General features: G+C 49.9%; 18 protein-coding genes and 1 tRNA gene. 9 read left to right on the top strand and 10 right to left on the bottom strand.

Features of this window, described 5'->3' with window-relative positions:
* Window positions 1–52: 52 nt before the first annotated feature.
* Window positions 53–4,570 carry a glutamate synthase large subunit gene (gltB, locus tag GS501_RS03515; protein WP_160830460.1) on the bottom strand — a complete coding sequence of 1,506 codons (4,518 nt, stop codon included), beginning with the start codon at window positions 4,568–4,570 and terminating at the stop codon, window positions 53–55.
* Window positions 4,570–5,991, bottom strand: a complete 1,422-nt coding sequence (locus GS501_RS03510) for an NAD(P)-dependent oxidoreductase (protein WP_160830459.1) — start codon at window positions 5,989–5,991, stop codon at window positions 4,570–4,572. Before GS501_RS03510 ends, gltB begins: the two co-directional genes overlap by 1 nt.
* A 354-nt stretch (window positions 5,992–6,345) precedes the next feature.
* Between GS501_RS03510 and GS501_RS03505 the strand changes: the two genes are divergently transcribed.
* The 6 genes from GS501_RS03505 (at window position 6,346) to lptB (ending at window position 10,543) form a co-directional block, all read left to right on the top strand.
* Window positions 6,346–6,432, top strand: a tRNA-Leu gene (locus GS501_RS03505).
* 65 nt (window positions 6,433–6,497) lie between these two features.
* On the top strand, window positions 6,498–7,145 hold the full coding sequence (locus GS501_RS03500) for a ribonuclease D (protein ID WP_160830458.1): 648 nt from the start codon (window positions 6,498–6,500) through the stop codon (window positions 7,143–7,145).
* A gap of 14 nt (window positions 7,146–7,159) precedes the next feature.
* Window positions 7,160–8,137: an SIS domain-containing protein gene (locus tag GS501_RS03495; protein WP_160830457.1), complete on the top strand. Its 978-nt coding sequence runs from the start codon at window positions 7,160–7,162 to the stop codon at window positions 8,135–8,137.
* A complete protein-coding gene (gene lptC, locus GS501_RS03490; RefSeq protein WP_160830456.1) occupies window positions 8,134–8,874 on the top strand; it encodes an LPS export ABC transporter periplasmic protein LptC in 741 nt (246 codons plus the stop codon). Before GS501_RS03495 ends, lptC begins: the two co-directional genes overlap by 4 nt.
* Before the next feature lie 11 nt (window positions 8,875–8,885).
* A complete protein-coding gene (locus GS501_RS03485; protein WP_370517938.1) occupies window positions 8,886–9,797 on the top strand; it encodes an LptA/OstA family protein in 912 nt (303 codons plus the stop codon).
* Window positions 9,794–10,543 carry an LPS export ABC transporter ATP-binding protein gene (lptB, locus tag GS501_RS03480; protein ID WP_160830455.1) on the top strand — a complete coding sequence of 250 codons (750 nt, stop codon included), beginning with the start codon at window positions 9,794–9,796 and terminating at the stop codon, window positions 10,541–10,543. The genes GS501_RS03485 and lptB overlap by 4 nt, the downstream gene beginning before the upstream one ends.
* Before the next feature lie 47 nt (window positions 10,544–10,590).
* Here the strand turns inward: lptB and GS501_RS03475 are convergent, their stop codons facing one another.
* The gene (locus GS501_RS03475) at window positions 10,591–10,842 is read right to left on the bottom strand and encodes a DUF1150 family protein (protein WP_237442377.1); all 252 of its coding nucleotides are present in this window, start codon (window positions 10,840–10,842) and stop codon (window positions 10,591–10,593) included.
* Entirely contained in the window at window positions 10,829–11,344 is a 516-nt protein-coding gene (locus GS501_RS03470) for an Hsp20 family protein (RefSeq protein WP_160830453.1), read from the bottom strand. Before GS501_RS03470 ends, GS501_RS03475 begins: the two co-directional genes overlap by 14 nt.
* Before the next feature lie 170 nt (window positions 11,345–11,514).
* Between GS501_RS03470 and def the strand changes: the two genes are divergently transcribed.
* The 3 genes from def to truA are packed head-to-tail and all read left to right on the top strand — an operon-like array spanning window position 11,515 to window position 13,765.
* The gene (def, locus tag GS501_RS03465) at window positions 11,515–12,063 is read left to right on the top strand and encodes a peptide deformylase (RefSeq protein ID WP_160830452.1); all 549 of its coding nucleotides are present in this window, start codon (window positions 11,515–11,517) and stop codon (window positions 12,061–12,063) included.
* Window positions 12,064–12,069: 6 nt separating this feature from the next.
* Window positions 12,070–12,981 carry a methionyl-tRNA formyltransferase gene (gene fmt / locus GS501_RS03460; protein ID WP_160830451.1) on the top strand — a complete coding sequence of 304 codons (912 nt, stop codon included), beginning with the start codon at window positions 12,070–12,072 and terminating at the stop codon, window positions 12,979–12,981.
* Window positions 12,974–13,765, top strand: coding sequence for a tRNA pseudouridine(38-40) synthase TruA (gene truA, locus GS501_RS03455; protein ID WP_202405284.1), 792 nt, complete (start codon window positions 12,974–12,976; stop codon window positions 13,763–13,765). Before fmt ends, truA begins: the two co-directional genes overlap by 8 nt.
* Window positions 13,766–13,840: 75 nt before the next feature.
* On the opposite strand, the gene GS501_RS09830 is transcribed toward truA, so the two are convergent.
* The 6 genes from GS501_RS09830 to dapD all read right to left on the bottom strand — a co-directional run bounded on the left by GS501_RS09830 (window position 13,841) and on the right by dapD (window position 17,150).
* A complete protein-coding gene (locus GS501_RS09830; protein WP_237442376.1) occupies window positions 13,841–14,050 on the bottom strand; it encodes a hypothetical protein in 210 nt (69 codons plus the stop codon).
* A gap of 79 nt (window positions 14,051–14,129) precedes the next feature.
* A complete protein-coding gene (locus GS501_RS10045; protein WP_255429052.1) occupies window positions 14,130–14,258 on the bottom strand; it encodes a hypothetical protein in 129 nt (42 codons plus the stop codon).
* Window positions 14,251–14,415 carry an RtcB family protein gene (locus GS501_RS09825; protein ID WP_202405283.1) on the bottom strand — a complete coding sequence of 55 codons (165 nt, stop codon included), beginning with the start codon at window positions 14,413–14,415 and terminating at the stop codon, window positions 14,251–14,253. Before GS501_RS09825 ends, GS501_RS10045 begins: the two co-directional genes overlap by 8 nt.
* On the bottom strand, window positions 14,390–14,971 hold the full coding sequence (locus GS501_RS09820; protein WP_370517936.1) for an RtcB family protein: 582 nt from the start codon (window positions 14,969–14,971) through the stop codon (window positions 14,390–14,392). Before GS501_RS09820 ends, GS501_RS09825 begins: the two co-directional genes overlap by 26 nt.
* 185 nt (window positions 14,972–15,156) lie before the next feature.
* On the bottom strand, window positions 15,157–16,308 hold the full coding sequence (gene dapE / locus GS501_RS03445; protein ID WP_160830450.1) for a succinyl-diaminopimelate desuccinylase: 1,152 nt from the start codon (window positions 16,306–16,308) through the stop codon (window positions 15,157–15,159).
* Between the two features lie 11 nt (window positions 16,309–16,319).
* Window positions 16,320–17,150 carry a 2,3,4,5-tetrahydropyridine-2,6-dicarboxylate N-succinyltransferase gene (gene dapD, locus GS501_RS03440; RefSeq protein ID WP_160830449.1) on the bottom strand — a complete coding sequence of 277 codons (831 nt, stop codon included), beginning with the start codon at window positions 17,148–17,150 and terminating at the stop codon, window positions 16,320–16,322.
* Between the last annotated feature and the right edge of the window lie 197 nt (window positions 17,151–17,347).

Genomic DNA, 17,347 nt, shown 5'->3' with positions numbered 1-17,347 from the left:
TGGAAACTCCCTTTCGTCCAGAAGACGATGGGAGTTTCCTTTTTTCTTTCAACTACGCCGACAGACGGCTTAAGTCTTCGTCTTCATAGCCGATTATCCGAGCATAATCTTTTGGCACTACATGCCAGAAACGGGGCAATACGTCATCCCATGTATGCAACAAATGAGCGGCATAATGGCTGCCCGTTTCCTCCACATGTCGCTCAACCAAATGACGGAGCTCATCTGCCCAGCGCGGCGAAGTCACACGCTTCCAGTTAAGGCTATCAGCATTCACGCGTTCGACAAAACGTCCGTCAGTATCGAGCACATAAGCTGTCCCCCCCGTAAAGCCGGCACCAAAATTGTCGCCAATATCACCAAGGACAACGACGGTTCCGCCCGTCATATATTCGCACCCATTGGACCCACAGCCTTCAACAACCGCAATAGCCCCTGAGTTACGCACGGCAAAACGCTCACCTGCCTGCCCTGCGGCAAATAACGCTCCTGACGTCGCGCCATACAGAACGGTATTTCCAACAATAGCGTTATGCGATGAATCACGCTGCGCGGCACTGGTGGGGCGCAAGACAATGGTTGCTCCAGAGAGGCCCTTCCCGACGTAATCGTTCGCATCCCCTTCCACTTCAATGCGCACCCCGCGCACAGCAAAAGCACCCAAGGACTGCCCTGCTGAGCCACGCAGCGATAAAGTCAGATGCCCTTCAGGCAGACTATTCATGCCGAATTTACGCGTAATGAGTGAGGAAACACGCGTTCCCACAGCACGATGCGTATTACGCACTACATAATGCAAATGCAGCTTTTCACGCCGGTCAAAAAGCGGCTGAGCATCACTGATAATCTGAGCGTCTAACGTATCAGGAACCTCATTACGACCTTCACGCGTGCAATAACGCGCATATCCCCCTGGGTCAGCCTGCACGAGAAGGGAATTAAGGTCCAAATCGTCGAGATAATCCGCGCCACGATACACCTGATGGAGCATATCTGTGCGACCAATTACCTCATTGAGGGAACGCACCCCAAGACGGGCTAAAATGTTGCGAACATCCTCAGCAATAAGCGTGAAGAGGTTAATGACTTTCTCAGGCGTGCCCTCAAACTTCTTCCGGAGCTCTTCATCCTGCACGCAGACACCAACAGGGCATGTATTGGAGTGGCATTGCCGGACCATAATACATCCCATCGCCACAAGAGCTGCTGTACCAATGCCGAACTCTTCTGCCCCCAACATGGCCGCAATGACAACATCACGTCCTGTCTTAATTCCACCATCAACACGTAATGTAAGACGATGACGAAGCCGGTTCAGCATCAGCACCTGATGTGCTTCACTCAGTCCCATTTCCCACGGAAGACCCGCATAATGGATGGATGATTGCGAGCTTGCGCCTGTCCCTCCTGAGTGACCGGAGATCAAAATACCATCGGCCTTTGCCTTCGCAACACCAGCAGCAATCGTCCCAATTCCTGTCCGCGCGACAAGCTTTACGGTCACCACAGCATGAGGGTTAATCTGCTTCAGATCATAGATGAGCTGAGCTAAATCCTCGATCGAGTAAATATCATGATGCGGCGGTGGTGAAATCAGCGTGACACCAGGTGTTGCATGACGCAATCGCGCAATCAGCTCTGTCACCTTAAAGCCTGGCAACTGTCCGCCTTCTCCTGGCTTTGCTCCCTGAGCCACCTTAATTTCAATCTCACGGCAATCATTAAGATATTCCGCCGTGACACCAAAACGCCCAGAAGCCACCTGTTTAATCGCTGACGAGGCATTATCCCCATTGGGGCGTGGCTGCGCCCGGACGGGGTCTTCACCACCTTCACCCGAATCTGATTTCGCTCCAATACGATTCATCGCAATAGCCAGCGTCTCATGTGCTTCAGGACTTAGCGCCCCCAAAGAGATGCCCGGGGCGACAAGGCGACGCCGAATTTGGGTAATCCCTTCCACATCATCAACATTAATAGCCCGTGCAGAAGAACGGAACGTGAGCAGATCTCTCAGTGCCGTAGGGGGCTGTGCTTCAAGCGCCTCGACATAATGGCGATACAATTTGTAACTGTTCGCCGTAACAGCCATTTGTAACTTATGAACGACGGACGCAGACAAAGCGTGCACCTCGCCACGCGGACGTATTTTATACCGCCCGCCCACGGGCAATGGTGCTACCGTAGCATTTTCCCAAGCTTTTTTATGAGCTTTGAGAACATTTCGTGCAACACCTGAAAGCCCAATGCCCGAGATACGCGATGCCATCCCAGGGAAAAACTCTGATACTAAGGCCCGTGAAAGGCCAATCGCTTCAAAATTATATCCTCCACGATAAGACGAAACGACGGAAATACCCGCCTTCGACATAATCTTGAGGAGCCCCTTATCCGCAGCGGTCCGGTAACGCAGCATAGCGTCACGCATAGACATAGAACTGCCAAAAAGCCCCTTTTGTAGCCGATGGGCGATACTATGCTGAGCCAGCCACGGATTAACCGTCGACGCACCCACACCTATTGTCACGGCTAAACCGTGAACATCCACAGTCTCAGATGTTCTTACGTTAACAGACGTAAAGGTACGCAAGGAGTTTTGCACAAGATGGATATGAACAGCCGCAGTGACCAAAACCATCGGAAGAGCAACACGGTCTACACTGCTGTTTTCATCTGTTAGGAAAAGATGCGTACACCCTCTCCTCACGGCTTCTTCAGCCTGATGTTTAATATCCGTCAATGCTGACCTTAAACCACCCTCTCCTGCGTCGACTGGAAAAGTACAATCAATGACGCTGCCCTTATCGCCACAGAATTGCCGAAGCTTATCAAACTCGCCGTTGGTCAAAATAGGACTTGGCAATTGCAACAGCTTACATTGGTTCGCTGACTCTTCGAGAATATTCCCGAGATTCCCCAAGCGCGTAATCAAACTCATTACCCGTGTTTCGCGCAAACTATCGATCGGAGGATTCGTAACTTGACTAAAGCCCTGTCGAAAATAATGCGGTAGACCACGATAATGACCTGAGAGTACCTGCAGAGGTGTATCATCTCCCATGGAGCCAATTGCTTCTGCCGCATTCTCCACCATTGGGTGAAGAATAGTCTCCATATCCTCATGAGTTAAATTCACCGCGAGTTGACGGCGGCGCAAGCTCTCTGCTGGCAATCCATCATTTTCCCGGACATCAGCCATCATGGGGCCAACATCTTGAATCTGCTCAATCCATTTTTCGAAATCGTGCCGGGATGCCAAAAGATCCAAAATTTCTTCAGGCGTGTAAAGCCGCCCATCCTTCAAATCGAGAGCAAGCGTCTGACCTGGCCCTAAACGGCCACGTTTTAAAAGGCTATCATCGGGAACCCGAACCATGCCAGCTTCCGAGCCAACAATCAGAAGCCCTTCCTTTGTGATGCAATACCGCAATGGACGTAGTCCGGCACGGTCCAGCCCTGCAATGACCCAACGCCCATCCGTTCCGCAAAGGGCTGCCGGACCATCCCACGGTTCAATAACGGCGTTACAATACCGGAAAAAGGCTTTCTCCTTCGCTGACATAGAGGACTTCGACCCTGCCGACGCCGGAACAAGAAGCGCCTTTGCCGCAGGAGCACTCCGCCCTGCAAATGTCAGCAACTCAAAAGCATTATCAAGCGCAGCCGTATCAGAGCCAGAAACTTGAATGACAGGCTTCAGAGACTCCATATAAGGGTCAAGATCGGGATGAGACAAACGCGTTTCATGCGCGCGCATCCAATTGATATTCCCCGATAACGTATTGATCTCACCATTATGAGCGAGCTTACGGAAAGGCTGCGCGAGCTTCCACGTTGGAAACGTATTCGTCGAATAACGCTGATGATAAATCGCAAAACGCGATATAAAACGTTCATCAAGAAGGTCTGGATAAAAATCCGTTAAATGTTCGGCAAGGAACATTCCTTTGTAAATAAGGGACCGACATGAAAGTGAACATATATACAGGTCAACATGCGCCTCGGCAGCGGCTTTTTCAATCCGCCGACGAATAACGTAGAGATCACGCTCGAGGTCATCTTCATTGTGCCCTAGCGTGTTACGAATAATGATCTGTTCAATCTCTGGCCGCGTCTCATTGGCTTTTTCACCAATACATGCGGTGTCAATCGGCACTTGACGCCAACCGTAGATACCGTAACCGAAACGCAAAATCTCCGTTTCGATAATCTGCCGACCTCTTTCCTGAGCCCCTAAATCAGTACGCGGCAGGAACACCATACCCACCGAGATACGCCCCTCAGCAACGATATCTCCGCCACTATGGATCGCGGCTGCAAAAAAATCCTGCGGGATTTCTACATGAATCCCTGCACCATCCCCCGTCTTTCCATCAGCATCAACCGCACCACGGTGCCAAATATTCCGTAACGCCTCAATACCTGCCTGCACAACAGAACGTGTTGCCTGACCATCGAGTGCCGCAACGACACCAACTCCGCACGCATCATGCTCCTGGGAAGGGTCATATAACCCCTCGAGCCGTTTCACATTTTCTTGGTAATCATGCACAAAGTTTTTTCCGGACATTACGCATTCTCCTGAACAGGCTGTGGATGGGAGGCTCGCTGAGATAAATGGTTGTGGATCGCATGAGCAGCTTCACGACCATCACGAATAGCCCACACAACGAGGCTCGCACCTCGGACGATATCCCCACCAGCAAAGACACCTGGAAGGCTCGTCGCATACCCATCTGAAGAGACCTTCAACGTCCCCCATCGTGTCACAGCAAGCCCTGGTTGTTGCCAAAGCTCTGGTAAATCCTCTGCCTCAAATCCTAACGCACAAATAACCATATCCGCCTGTAATGTGCTGTGCCCTCCAGCATGTTCCACCGTACGCCGTCCCTCTGTATCAAGCCCTCCTAGGCGCATCTCCTTCAGTCGCACAGCATTCACATGCTCATCACCTAAAAAAGCCTCAGGCGCCGCAAGCCATTGGAAATAAGCGCCCTCTTCTTCAGCATTCAACACTTCTTGGCGCGAGCCCGGCATATTTTCACGATCACGACGATACGCACATGTAACCTTTTTGGCCCCTTGTCGAATGGCTGTCCGCACACAGTCCATGGCTGTATCACCACCACCAATAACGACCACATGCTTCCCATGAGCATTCACGGCATCTGACGTTTCTTGTGATTCTTTGAGGTAATCCAGCGCTTCAATCACGCCTTTCAAGCGCACACCAGGTACCTTCACCTGACGTGCCCGATAGACGCCCGTTGCCAGAAAAACAGCATCATGCTGACGGCGTAACTCTTCAAGAGGTAGCTCACCGTCACCTGCACCAATAGCCTGCCCCAAATGGAAAATAATTCCTTGTTCTTCCAAAAGACGCCAGCGGCGCTCAACAATAGTTTTCTCCAATTTGAAGCTCGGGATACCATACATCATCAGCCCACCAGGTTTTTCCTGACGCTCATAAACATGAACCTGATATCCCTCTGCACGCAGACGCTCAGCACAGGCCATCCCCGCGGGACCTGAGCCGACAATGCCAACAGATTGTTTAAGCTCTTTGACGGGAACAGCGGGCTTGACCCACCCTTCTTCAAAAGCCGTTTCCGTTATGAAACGCTCAACAGCGCCAATAGTGACGCTACGGAACCCCTTTTGAATGACGCAATTACCTTCACACAGACGATCTTGAGGACAAATACGCCCACAAATCTCTGGGAAACTATTCGTCGAAGATGACATCTCATACGCCTCTTCTAACCGCCCTTGAGCAGCAAGACGTAACCATTCAGGGATAACATTTTCTAATGGACAATGCGACGCACAAAAAGGAATGCCACACTGAGAGCAACGCGAGGCCTGCTCCTCCGCTCGATCAGGTGAAAAGCCTTTATAAATCTCATGATAATCATGACGCCGTTCTGTCGCCGGGCGCTTTTCCGGTGGATGTTGAGAGCAACTCACAAAACGCAACATCGGCTCGGACATAAGCGCAATCTCCTTCAAGCAACGAGGAAACGCCTCCATTAGCGGAGGCCAATCACAAAACGGCTACACATAAAAACAATAGAAAACTCAAATACACACGTTACCATTCTTATGAATAGTCAGCATTATTTACCTTTTAAAGAACTAAAAATGATCTTTTATTGACAATAATAATCATTTTTAACATTAATTATATCCATATCGGACCTTTTTGGTTTTTAACTTTCTTTAAGGAATACTATCATTCTTTATTGACGACCTTGGCTCATTGCGGTTAGAAACCACAGCACCAACCTTGGTGCATCACGCTCTAGTTTCTGATTATGGGCCGTGTCTGTATCAAGGAGCTTCTGAGCCCAGATGGCGGAATTGGTAGACGCGCAGGTTTCAGGTACCTGTGTCCGCAAGGACGTGGAAGTTCGAGTCTTCTTCTGGGCACCATAATTGTTCGGTACCGCCGAATTTAGCTGTTTTCTACCAAGCCTTCCAGAATATCCGGTGAAATTATGAACAGTCCGCGTAACGTCATTCATCTCCATGACGGCGACCTGCCGGATGATCTCGACCTAGGCTCTATCGTTGCCGTTGATACAGAAACAATGGGGCTTAATCCTCATCGTGACCGCCTCTGTCTTATTCAACTTTCAGCAGGCGATGGGCAGGCTCATTTAGTCCAAATCAAGCCGCGCCATTTGGAAGGGCGTGGTTTTGATTGCCCCAACCTCAAAAAATTTTTTGAAAATCCGGCTACTACAAAACTCATGCATTTTGCACGTTTTGACGTCGCCGTTATCCAATATTCCTTTGGCATCACTGTTTCGTCCGTCATTTGTACAAAAATTGCAGCCCGTCTTGTCTATACATTCACGGACCGTCACGGCTTAGCCTATCTCTGCCGAGAGCTACTCGGCGTGGAGATGTCCAAACAACAACAAAGCTCAGATTGGGGAGCCCCCACCCTCACTGAAGACCAGCAGCGTTATGCAGCCTCCGATGTGCTCTATCTCCATGCTCTCTGGGCAAAGCTAGAAGCAATGCTTATACGCGAAGGGCGCCGTGACCTCGCTCAATCATGCTATGATTTCTTGCCCGCACGCGCGAAGTTAGACCTGCTTGGCTATGATGTTTCCGATATTTTTGCCCATCGCGCTTAATTGATCATCCTTTCATGAGTTCCTCTCCCCTTACCGTATTCCATCAGAGCATCGCGACACAACGTGATGGGCTGGCCGAATTGGAACGCGCGCTCTCCGGCCCCCTAGGCGAACATATGGAGCAGGCCGTTTCTTGTATTCTGGCAACAACTGGCCGTGTTGTGATCACCGGGATAGGAAAATCTGGGCATATTGGACGAAAAATACAGGCAACCTTGGCCTCTACCGGGACACATGCCTTATTCTTACATCCCGCTGAAGCAGCCCACGGCGATCTTGGTATGCTCAAGACAGACGATATTGTGATCGCCCTATCCACATCAGGCGAAAGTGCCGAGTTGGCTCCTGTCCTATCCTATACAACTCGCCTTGACCTTCCTCTCATTGCAATTACCTCTGCTCCACATTCAACACTCGCACAAGCATCGCGCATCTGTTTAACATTACCTATCGTGCGAGAAGCATGCCCTATGGGGCTAGCCCCAACAACGTCTTCATTGTTACAGCTTGCTTTAGGAGATGCCCTCGCGGCAGCCCTTCTTGATCAACGCCGCTTTACGGCAACTGATTTCTCTCAACTACATCCTGCTGGTCAACTAGGCGCACAATTACGTCCCGTCAAAGAACTTATGCACGTTGGAGACACCATTCCACTTGGCACGCCAGACATGCCTCTTAGAAATGTCATTGTCGAGATGACGCGTAAAGCCTTTGGATGTATGGGAGTCATCGATCCTCAGGGAAAGCTTTGTGGCCTAATCACAGATGGTGACTTGCGACGTGCTCTTGAACATGATTTGGATCATACCATTGCAGCCAACATTATGAATCTAACGCCTTTAACGGCTAGGCCCAATATGTTGGCTAAAGATGTCTTGCATGCCATGAATGACCGCCCTACACCGGTTAGCAGCGTATTCGTTATTGATCAGGATCGCCGTCCTTTAGGCATTTTACATCTCCATGATTTTATTCGAGCTGGCGTCGCATGAAACCCCCCTCCACCGAACGCACTGACTTTGATAAAACAGCTAGCCGGGATCATCTCCAAAAACTTGACGCTCTCCGAAAAGCTGCTTTCCAGCGGATTCGCCGCCCCCCCAGCCCTGAAGAAATGGCACGACGGAAATCACGCTTAGCAATGGCCAAATGGCTCCTCCCTGCCATCGCCAGCGTCCTTCTCATTTCCATTGCAGCCTGGCCAGAAATTAATCACTTAATCCATCAGAATGGTGCCATTCTGCGCGAGATGCGCCGCATTCATGCTGAAAGTGGTCGTATGGAAAATGCTGTTTATCGAGACATCGATTCACAGGGGCGCCCCTATACGCTTACATCACGCAGCGCACATCAAATTGATGATGATAAAGTTGAATTGACTGACCCCGTTGCCGATATCCAATTGGCTCACCAATCATGGGTTCATGTCCGCGCGGACCATGGTACATATCTACAGCATGAACAAACTTTGAACCTAAACGGGCATTTTACGCTATATCGTAATGATGGATTGCTTCTCAATAGCCCAACGGCTGACCTCGATATCAAACAACAAGTTATAGCAACTCATGACTGGGTTCACGCTGAAGGCCCCTTTGGAACACAAGATGCTCAGGGAGCATTCCTTGACCAAAACACCAACACCGTTCAATTCATGGGGCCTGGCCTTACAAATCGTTTCGATGATTTGAATCACCCCCCTTCTGTTTCTGTACAAAACAAGCCATAAGAGAGGCCATGATGCGTCACTTTCTTTCTTTTCTTCTGGCTTCGTCTATCGTAGCACCATCGCTCTACTCTCCTATGGCAAACGCGGCGTCAGCAGCGCCGCAGGATCGTTCTCATGGTGAAGTCGTCCATCTTTATTGGAAAAAAGAAGAAATTTACGACCGTAACCGCCAAACCGTTACTCTCACCGGCGGTGCGCGCGCTCAACGCGGAGATATTACCGTTGATGCCGACGTGCTCATTGGTTACCTCCGACATAAAGCAAACACCAAAGCACACGAAACACAGTCAGCTCCTGATGATGAAGCAGAAACGTCTAATTCTAATAGCTCGTCACTAGAACTTTACCGCGTAGAAGCACGTGGGCATGTCCATATATATAATCGTCAGGACCAAGGCTGGGGCGACCACGGCCTCTATGATGTCGATAAAGCGGTCATGGTCATGACAGGTGCAAATATGAAATTCACAACGCCCCATCAGCTCTTAACAGCGAAAGATCTCGTTGAGTATTATCCCAATACTCATGTGACAATCGGACGTGGAAATGCGAGCGTAACAACCACAGATGGACATCGTGTTGTTGGCGATGTCTTGGAGTCAGTAGGCCTCTCTGACCGTCAGAAATCTCAAAATGCTTCTCACGGCGCTCCCAACGGTGAACATTCTAACTTAGACCGCGCCTATGGATGGGGACATGTCGTTATCCGTACGCGAACTCAAACCGCAACAGGGGACCGTGGTGTTTACCTCTTCGGGCCACAACTTGCCCGCTTAATTGGCCATGTTCGCGTTACCCAGGGTGAAAACCAAAATAATGGTTCACAGGCCATCGTTGATATGAAGACGGGAATTTCACATATGCTTCCTGGCACGGAATCACCCATTCAAGGACTTATCGTGCCCAACGAGGCGAACCAATGATGACACCTCTCTCTGCCGATCCTAAATCTGGGCTTATCGCACGCGGTATTGGTAAAAGTTATAAAAAACGCGCCGTCGTGCAAAACGTTTCCCTTCAAGTCCAACGCGGAGAAGCTGTTGGCCTCCTAGGGCCCAATGGAGCGGGAAAAACAACCAGCTTTTATATGATTGTTGGCCTTGTCCATGTCGATACGGGAAGCATCACTTTAGATGGCGCTGATATTACGCCACTGCCCATGTATCGCCGCGCACGTCTCGGAGTTGGCTATCTCCCACAAGAAGCCAGTATTTTCCGTGGACTCAATGTTGAACAAAATATCATGGTTGCTTTGGAAGTCATCGAATCAGACCGTGACAAACGCCATGATATGCTCGACGGCCTCCTCGCCGAATTCGGCATTACACATCTCCGCCACTCTCCTTCCCTCGCCCTCTCAGGAGGGGAGCGCCGGCGACTAGAAATTGCACGCGCCCTTGCCAGCCAACCGAATTACATCCTCCTCGATGAGCCTCTGGCAGGAATTGATCCAATTGCTGTAAGCGAGATTCGTGATCTCGTTTCACACCTTAAAGACCGCGGTATCGGTGTTCTCATCACAGATCATAATGTGCGCGAAACACTCGAGGTCATCGACCGTGCCTATATTCTCCATAGTGGTAAAGTTCTTATGGAAGGCACACCCGAAGCGATCGTCGCCAATGAAGACGTACGCCGTGTCTATCTTGGGGAAAACTTTACTCTTTAAAAAGAGGTTCTGGGAATGGTTGTGTCCCTTTTCCCAGAACCTCTCTGTTATTGCAGCAGAGCCGGTACCATTTCGTGTTCTAATATGGCATTCAGTGCGCTTGCTTCATCCTCTGCAATCGCCATCGGCGTCCCATCAGCCGCATGTATCGCCACCATTTCCGTACCATCCTGCATGACAGTTCGGCAGTAAGCCACTTGCGATACCCCCAGCATGAGCAATTCCTGACCGGACATTTCTCGTGCTCGAGTGGATAGACTCTCAGCTCTTGTTAAGAAGCTATTTTTATCCTCGCTCAATATCAATCTCCCCTGAATAATCCGCTGGGATATCCAAATCTCTTACAGACTGAGTATTTGGCCGTGGCGATGGTGCTCGTTCCTTTCCCTGTTGCCCTGACATAATGGCAATATGCTTGACGCGTACTTCTGGCTCCGGACGCAGCAAATCAATGTGGAGCAAGCCATTATCAAGCCAAGCCCCACCAATTTCGATTCCCTCAGCAAGCACAAAAGCTTTATGAAATTGCCGCGCAGCAATGCCACGATGTAAGAAAACACGCCCAGGCCCATCGTCTGCCTGACGCCCTCGGATAACAAGCTGATTATCCTCTTGGGTAATCTGCAAGTCATCCATAACAAAACCGGCGACAGCCAACGTAATGCGCAACGCTGTACGACTTAACTGTTCGATATTATAGGGCGGATAACCATCCGACGTAGATTTAGAAGCGCGCTCAAGCATTTGTTCGAGATGATCAAACCCCAAAAACATAGGAGACGTAAAAAGACGACTAGACATAAAAAGAGCCTCCTCATGGAGCGAGACAAAATGAAGCGACAACTCTATACAAAGACATTGCCATGAAGTCATGATATGGGGCTTCTCTGATGAGATGCAAGTTAAACACTCTTCTCTCGTCGTAACTATAGACTGGCTTTAGCTCTTTCCTCCCGTTAAACTTACGCACTATGAAGAATTTCGATTTCCTAGATACCATTGAGGATGTAGCTCCTACATCCATCCTCGTTGCCCCTCAGCCTGTACTCCGCCAAAAAGCGCGTGATGTCACAGCTGATGATATGGCATCTATCCATGCAGCACTTCCCGGCATGTTCTCTGCCATGTATAAAGCGCCAGGTATTGGGCTGGCAGCCCCTCAGGTCGGCCTTAGTCAACGCTTTGTAATCATTGATCTTGCCCGCGAAGATGAGCCGCGTAATCCAATGCTGCTCATTAACCCAGAAATCATTGATGAAAGCGAGACGTTGGCAGGGCGTGAAGAAGGGTGCTTATCGCTCCCTAATCAATATGCCGAAGTCGTCCGCCCAGAATCTGTAAAAGTACGCTATCGCGATATTGCTGGAGAGCTCATAGAGCAAGAAGCTTCAGGTCTGCTTGCAACCTGCATACAACATGAGATTGACCATCTCGATGGCATCCTTTTCATCGACTATCTCTCTAAATTAAAACGCAACATGATTATGCGACGCCTCTCTAAAGAACAAAAAAGGAAATAATCCCTTATGCGGCTGATCTTCATGGGCTCACCGGAATTTTCCGTTCCAGCTTTACGCGCCCTTCACGATGATGGACATGATATTGTGGCTGTCTATACCCAGCCTCCTCGTCCCGCCGGCCGTGGAAAGAGCGTGCGACGCCAACCCGTCCATGAAGCCGCCGATGTACTGGGCATTCCCGTTCGAACCCCCACTCGACTACGCAATAACGAAAAAGAATGGGACCATTTCTCGGCTTATCACGCCGAGGTCGCTGTTGTCGCAGCCTACGGCCTCATTCTCCCACCTGAAATTCTCAATGCACCTGAGCAAGGCTGTATCAATATCCATGCGAGCTTGCTCCCCCGTTGGCGCGGTGCCTCTCCTATTCAATCTGCAATTCGTGCTGGAGATACGGAGAGCGGGATCACAATTATGGAGATGAATGAAGGGCTGGATACTGGGGATATTCTTGTCCAACAAAGCACACCTATTCTCCCCGATGATACAGCATCCTCTCTTCATGACCGCCTCGCAACAATAGGGGCTGAGCTTATCGTCAAAACACTTGGTTCATCTCATATTGCCATCCCACAGGCAGAAGAGCATGCTTGCTACGCACCTCGCCTTACCCGTCAAGACGGCCTCATTGATTGGTCCCGCTCTGCCTCAGAGATTGACCGGCAAATTCGTGCGTTCACACCATGGCCTGGCAGTTTCACCTCCTTTCAAGGACAAACACTCCGTATTGGACGGGCCATTCCTTCATCAGAAGCTGTTTCAGCCCCTCCTGGCACACTGATCAATGACCAGCTCCATGTTGCATGTGGCCAAGGAAGCCTTCACATCACGCACCTTCAAAAACCTGGTCGCGCTATGATGGAAGCTTCTGCTTTTCTTCGTGGCAATCCCCTACCAAAAGGAGCCCGCCTTGGCTGATGATGCTCCCCCAGGCATAAGCCGTTGGGCTATTCGTGTTGAATTTGATGGGCGTCATTACGTCGGCTGGCAGCGACAAAAGAGCGGCCTGGCCGTGCAACAGCTTATTGAAGAGGCTGCCCGTTACATCGTCAATGGTCGTCTTGTCACCAGCATTACATCGGGGCGGACTGACGCTGGGGTGCATGCCTCTGGTCTCGTCGCGCATCTTGATTTCCCAGATGACGCCCCTCTGACGGCTAAAGCCGTCCGGGATGGAATCAACTATCACCTTAAGCCTCACCCTGTCGTCATCCTCGAGGCCGCCGCTGTTCCTGCCAACTGGAATGCCCGTTTTTCCGCCACATGGCGCCGCTATCGTTACAGTATTCTCAACCGTCCTTCTCGCCCCACCTTACATGAGGGACGCGTCTGGCATGTCCGACACGGATTAGATATCGAACGCATGCAAGAAGCCGCTCAGCATCTCTGCGGCTATCATGACTTTTCTTCGTTTCGTGCAGCAGCCTGCCAAGCTAAGGATGCACTCCGCACCCTAGACGAGCTCTCTATTCGCCGAGAGGGAGAAATGGTCTTTATTGAAACACAGGCCCGGTCTTTTCTTCACCACCAAGTCAGAAACATGGTGGGAACCCTCGCTCTTGTCGGAGGAAGACGCTGGCATCCAGACCGCGTCAAAACAGCTTTAGAAGCGCGGAACCGTAGCAAAGCAGGGCCTACAGCCCCGCCAGACGGCCTATGCCTCATCGGAGTTGGTTACCCCAACGATCCTTTTCGATATTAGCTGATGTCAATCTTTGTAGGGATCAACAACCTCTTTGCCCGCCCATAGCAACCAATAAAGGCTTTAATACATGTTTCACGTTAATTGTACGGCCTTGCCACATAAAACATCGCTTAATCCTCTATAGGCCATAGGACTTTCGTCTAAATCACCTCCAGCTAATAAAACGCCCTCGCCGCTGGAGCCTGCCGTCATATCGGCACGCTCAAACGTTCTTAGAGGTTCACGCCGTCCCTTAACACGCCCTACGCCATGACCTGTTGAAAACAACAAATTACCAGCCATCTCAGAGGGAGTGGCTCCTTTACGAACAACCCAACATTCTTTTCCTAGATGCTTTTCACGCCACGCAAAATTATGGTGACTATGAACACTTCGTCACCTCACCTCCAATAATCTGTCGGATCCGATCGACAACCCATTCACGCCCTGCATAAGCATAGCGTCCGGCTAAATGCATCCCAGCAAGATAGCGTTCGCCAATCTCACTCACTATCCTCATCAACAATGGCCAGCGGCACATTAATACCGGCTCGACCACCAACGGCCTTCAGATAGTGTGATGCGACTGTATGCCCAAAACCGCGGCTTCCAAAATGAACGCCTATCCATATCGGAGATTGGTCAGAAAGCCCCTTGGGTCGTATCATGGGCTTCAGCAAAAACATCCACATCATAATGATTACCACTTCCCACCGTGCCAAGCTGATCACGAGCTCTGTCTTTGATGCGAATCATATCTGACGCCCGCCACGATTCTTCATCATCAAACAGGGCAGCATCAACACGTTCTTGATTGTGGCGCCCTATCCCAAAACTAATCGTTCTCTGGATCCGTTCCAAAATATCAGGTAATCGCTCCTTAACATCCCCATAAGTCGTATCAAGACGCGTAGCCATATTGCCGCACGCAATATCGAACCCAACGCCTGAAATGCTGATCTGCTTTTCATAAGCAATAACGCCGCCCCCTACCGGTTGGGCATACCCAAAATGACTATCCGCACAAATGGCTCCTGCAACAACATTGCTATACGCCATGCAGTTCCGCATTTGATCAATCGTTTCCGGAGTATGATCTCCCACAATGGTCAGTGGAGCATTTTTATAGGCATCTGGCTGCGGCTTTGGCACCTTTTGCTCAGCCTGTATCTCATACTGGACTAAAACCCATCGCGGAATTTTTGGTAGCCCATTACGTTCCACCAATTCAGCTGGATCAAGGTGTTGTGCTCAACAACATTCTTTTGCTCTTTCCTTCATAGTATGAGCCATTTGTACTTCCTATAGAATACTTACGATTTGAAAATAAAAATTTGTTAAAAACAAAATATGCTTATTAACATTAATTAAAAATTTCTATTACTAGAAATATATTACTGAAATAATACTTAGTTATTACCGAAGAAATTATTTATAAACGCTTGATAAATACGCGTTAACTCTTCCAATGACGCGATAGAAACATGCTCATCGCGCTTATGCATCGTGGCTCCAACTAAACCAAACTCAGCCACTGGCATATAATGCGCAATAAACCGAGCATCAGAGGTCCCACCTCCTGTATCCAAAGCTGGACGACGGCCCGTTACGCTTTCAATAGCATGTGAAAGCTGCGCGACAGCCTCACCTGGCTCTGTCAAGAAGGCTTCACCGCTCACAGAAACACCTACTGTTGCTTCTGAAGCGTGATGTCCTACAACGGAACGCAACCATTCTGTCAGTGTCTTACCGCTATGTTGGTCGTTAAACCGGATATTTAATTTAGCTTGTGCTTGTGCTGGAATAACATTTGTTGCTGTATTCCCAACATCAATACTTGTGATTTGCAATGAAGACGGCGCGAACCATTCATTTCCGCTATCTAACTGATGTTTTACGAGATCTTGTAAAATCGCCACTAAGGGATGAATGGGATTATGTGCCAAATGCGGATATGCAACGTGACCCTGCACGCCGGTTACCGTAATCACAGCATTTAAGCTCCCGCGGCGCCCAATTTTGATAACATCCCCTAACTGTTGAGGGTTTGTCGGCTCGCCCAGAAGGCAGAAATCTGGCTGCTCTCCTCTTTCCTCCATCCATTCTAAAACAGGACGTGTCCCAAACTGAGCCGGCCCCTCTTCATCGCCGGTTAATAAAAAAGCAATGGACCCCGGGAAAGATGGATTTTCCTGCACATAACGAGCAACGGCCGCGACTGCACAGGCAACGCCACCCTTCATATCGGCCGTACCACGCCCATAAACCATCCCATCCTGAACCTGTCCGGCAAAGGGATCGTATTGCCAACCATCACCAGGTGGAACAACATCCGTATGCCCTGCAAAACAGAGAAAAGGCGCTCCACGTCCCAAACGGGCATAGAGGTTCGGCGTGGGTGACTCACCTGGCCCGAAGGGAAGATAAGTCACCTCAAAACCCATTCCTTTCAACGCATCCGCAGCAACAGACAAAGCCCCATCGTCAGCAGGTGTTACGGAACGACACTGCAAAAGACTTTGCAACAACACAAGCGGATCAGTTGAAAAGGAAGAAGGCATGTTCGTATCACTTAATCGCGTAATAAATCATTGATCGACGTTTTAGAGCGTGTCCGCTCATCCACACGCTTCACAATCACAGCGCATGCCAATGAAGGCCCACCCGGTGTTTTAGGAGGCAACGTCCCTGGCACAACAACGGAATACGCAGGCACACGCCCCATATGAATCTCACCCGTGCTGCGGTCCACAATTTTAGTGGATGCCCCAAGGAAGACCCCCATCGACAAGACAGAACCACGCTCCACGATCACACCTTCTGCCACTTCAGAACGCGCACCAATAAAGCAATCATCTTCAATAATAACCGGAGCAGCCTGAAGCGGCTCTAACACTCCACCAATACCAGCACCACCGCTAATATGGCAGTTCTTACCAATCTGAGCACATGACCCAACAGTGGCCCATGTATCCACCATCGTACCGCTTTCGACGCGCGCGCCCAAATTAACAAAGCTTGGCATGAGCACAACGCCAGGGGCGATATAGGCTGAACGTCGTACAACAGCGCCTGGCACAGCACGGAAACCCGCCTGGACGAACTGCTCTTTTGTCCAATTTGCAAATTTTAGTGGAACCTTATCAAACCCAGGCGCTCCCCCACATGCCTGAACCATAGGCTCGGAGTCATAAAGACGGAAAGACATCAGAACAGCTTTTTTTAACCATTCATGAACAACACGCCCTTCCGACGTATTTTCAGCAACACGGAATGTTCCATTGTCGAGGCCTTCCAAGGCCTTTTCAATGGTCTCTCGTGCACTGCCTCCCGTTTGTGGCGTAAGGCTTGCACGATCTTCCCAAAGGGTGTCGATGCTGGCGCGAAGATCATCATGTGCCATGAAAAAGATCCAATTTTTTATCTAGAAAAACAATCGCCGAAACATGCTCGGTCTCTTATGGGAAGTCAATATAACGCCGGGAATGATTAATCATCTAACCATTTATGACGAGAGACCTCATACAGGCTCCATCAAATGAACGATGATTCTGAAATCCCATTTTCTCAGAGCCATAGCTCGCTCTGAGAAAATGCTAT

The sequence above is a fragment of the Saccharibacter sp. 17.LH.SD genome, from assembly GCF_009834805.1.
Classification (GTDB): domain Bacteria; phylum Pseudomonadota; class Alphaproteobacteria; order Acetobacterales; family Acetobacteraceae; genus Saccharibacter.
Note: the sequence above shows the minus strand (reverse complement) of the source record. Positions and strands in the feature narration are given on the sequence as shown.

Bases quoted from the DNA above. Each gene is read 5' to 3' on its own strand.
- def (WP_160830452.1), top strand. From the start codon at position 11,515: ATGAAGAATTTCGATTTCCTAGATACCATTGAGGATGTAGCTCCTACA.
- dapD (WP_160830449.1), bottom strand. From the start codon at position 17,150: ATGGCACATGATGATCTTCGCGCCAGCATCGACACCCTTTGGGAAGAT.
- lptC (WP_160830456.1), top strand. From the start codon at position 8,134: ATGAAACCCCCCTCCACCGAACGCACTGACTTTGATAAAACAGCTAGC.
- GS501_RS03485 (WP_370517938.1), top strand. From the start codon at position 8,886: ATGCGTCACTTTCTTTCTTTTCTTCTGGCTTCGTCTATCGTAGCACCA.
- dapE (WP_160830450.1), bottom strand. From the start codon at position 16,308: ATGCCTTCTTCCTTTTCAACTGATCCGCTTGTGTTGTTGCAAAGTCTT.
- GS501_RS03470 (WP_160830453.1), bottom strand. From the start codon at position 11,344: ATGTCTAGTCGTCTTTTTACGTCTCCTATGTTTTTGGGGTTTGATCAT.
- GS501_RS03510 (WP_160830459.1), bottom strand. From the start codon at position 5,991: ATGTCCGAGCCGATGTTGCGTTTTGTGAGTTGCTCTCAACATCCACCG.
- gltB (WP_160830460.1), bottom strand. From the start codon at position 4,570: ATGTCCGGAAAAAACTTTGTGCATGATTACCAAGAAAATGTGAAACGG.
- GS501_RS03495 (WP_160830457.1), top strand. From the start codon at position 7,160: ATGAGTTCCTCTCCCCTTACCGTATTCCATCAGAGCATCGCGACACAA.
- GS501_RS09825 (WP_202405283.1), bottom strand. From the start codon at position 14,415: ATGATACGACCCAAGGGGCTTTCTGACCAATCTCCGATATGGATAGGC.
- fmt (WP_160830451.1), top strand. From the start codon at position 12,070: ATGCGGCTGATCTTCATGGGCTCACCGGAATTTTCCGTTCCAGCTTTA.
- GS501_RS09830 (WP_237442376.1), bottom strand. From the start codon at position 14,050: ATGGCTGGTAATTTGTTGTTTTCAACAGGTCATGGCGTAGGGCGTGTT.
- lptB (WP_160830455.1), top strand. From the start codon at position 9,794: ATGATGACACCTCTCTCTGCCGATCCTAAATCTGGGCTTATCGCACGC.
- GS501_RS03500 (WP_160830458.1), top strand. From the start codon at position 6,498: ATGAACAGTCCGCGTAACGTCATTCATCTCCATGACGGCGACCTGCCG.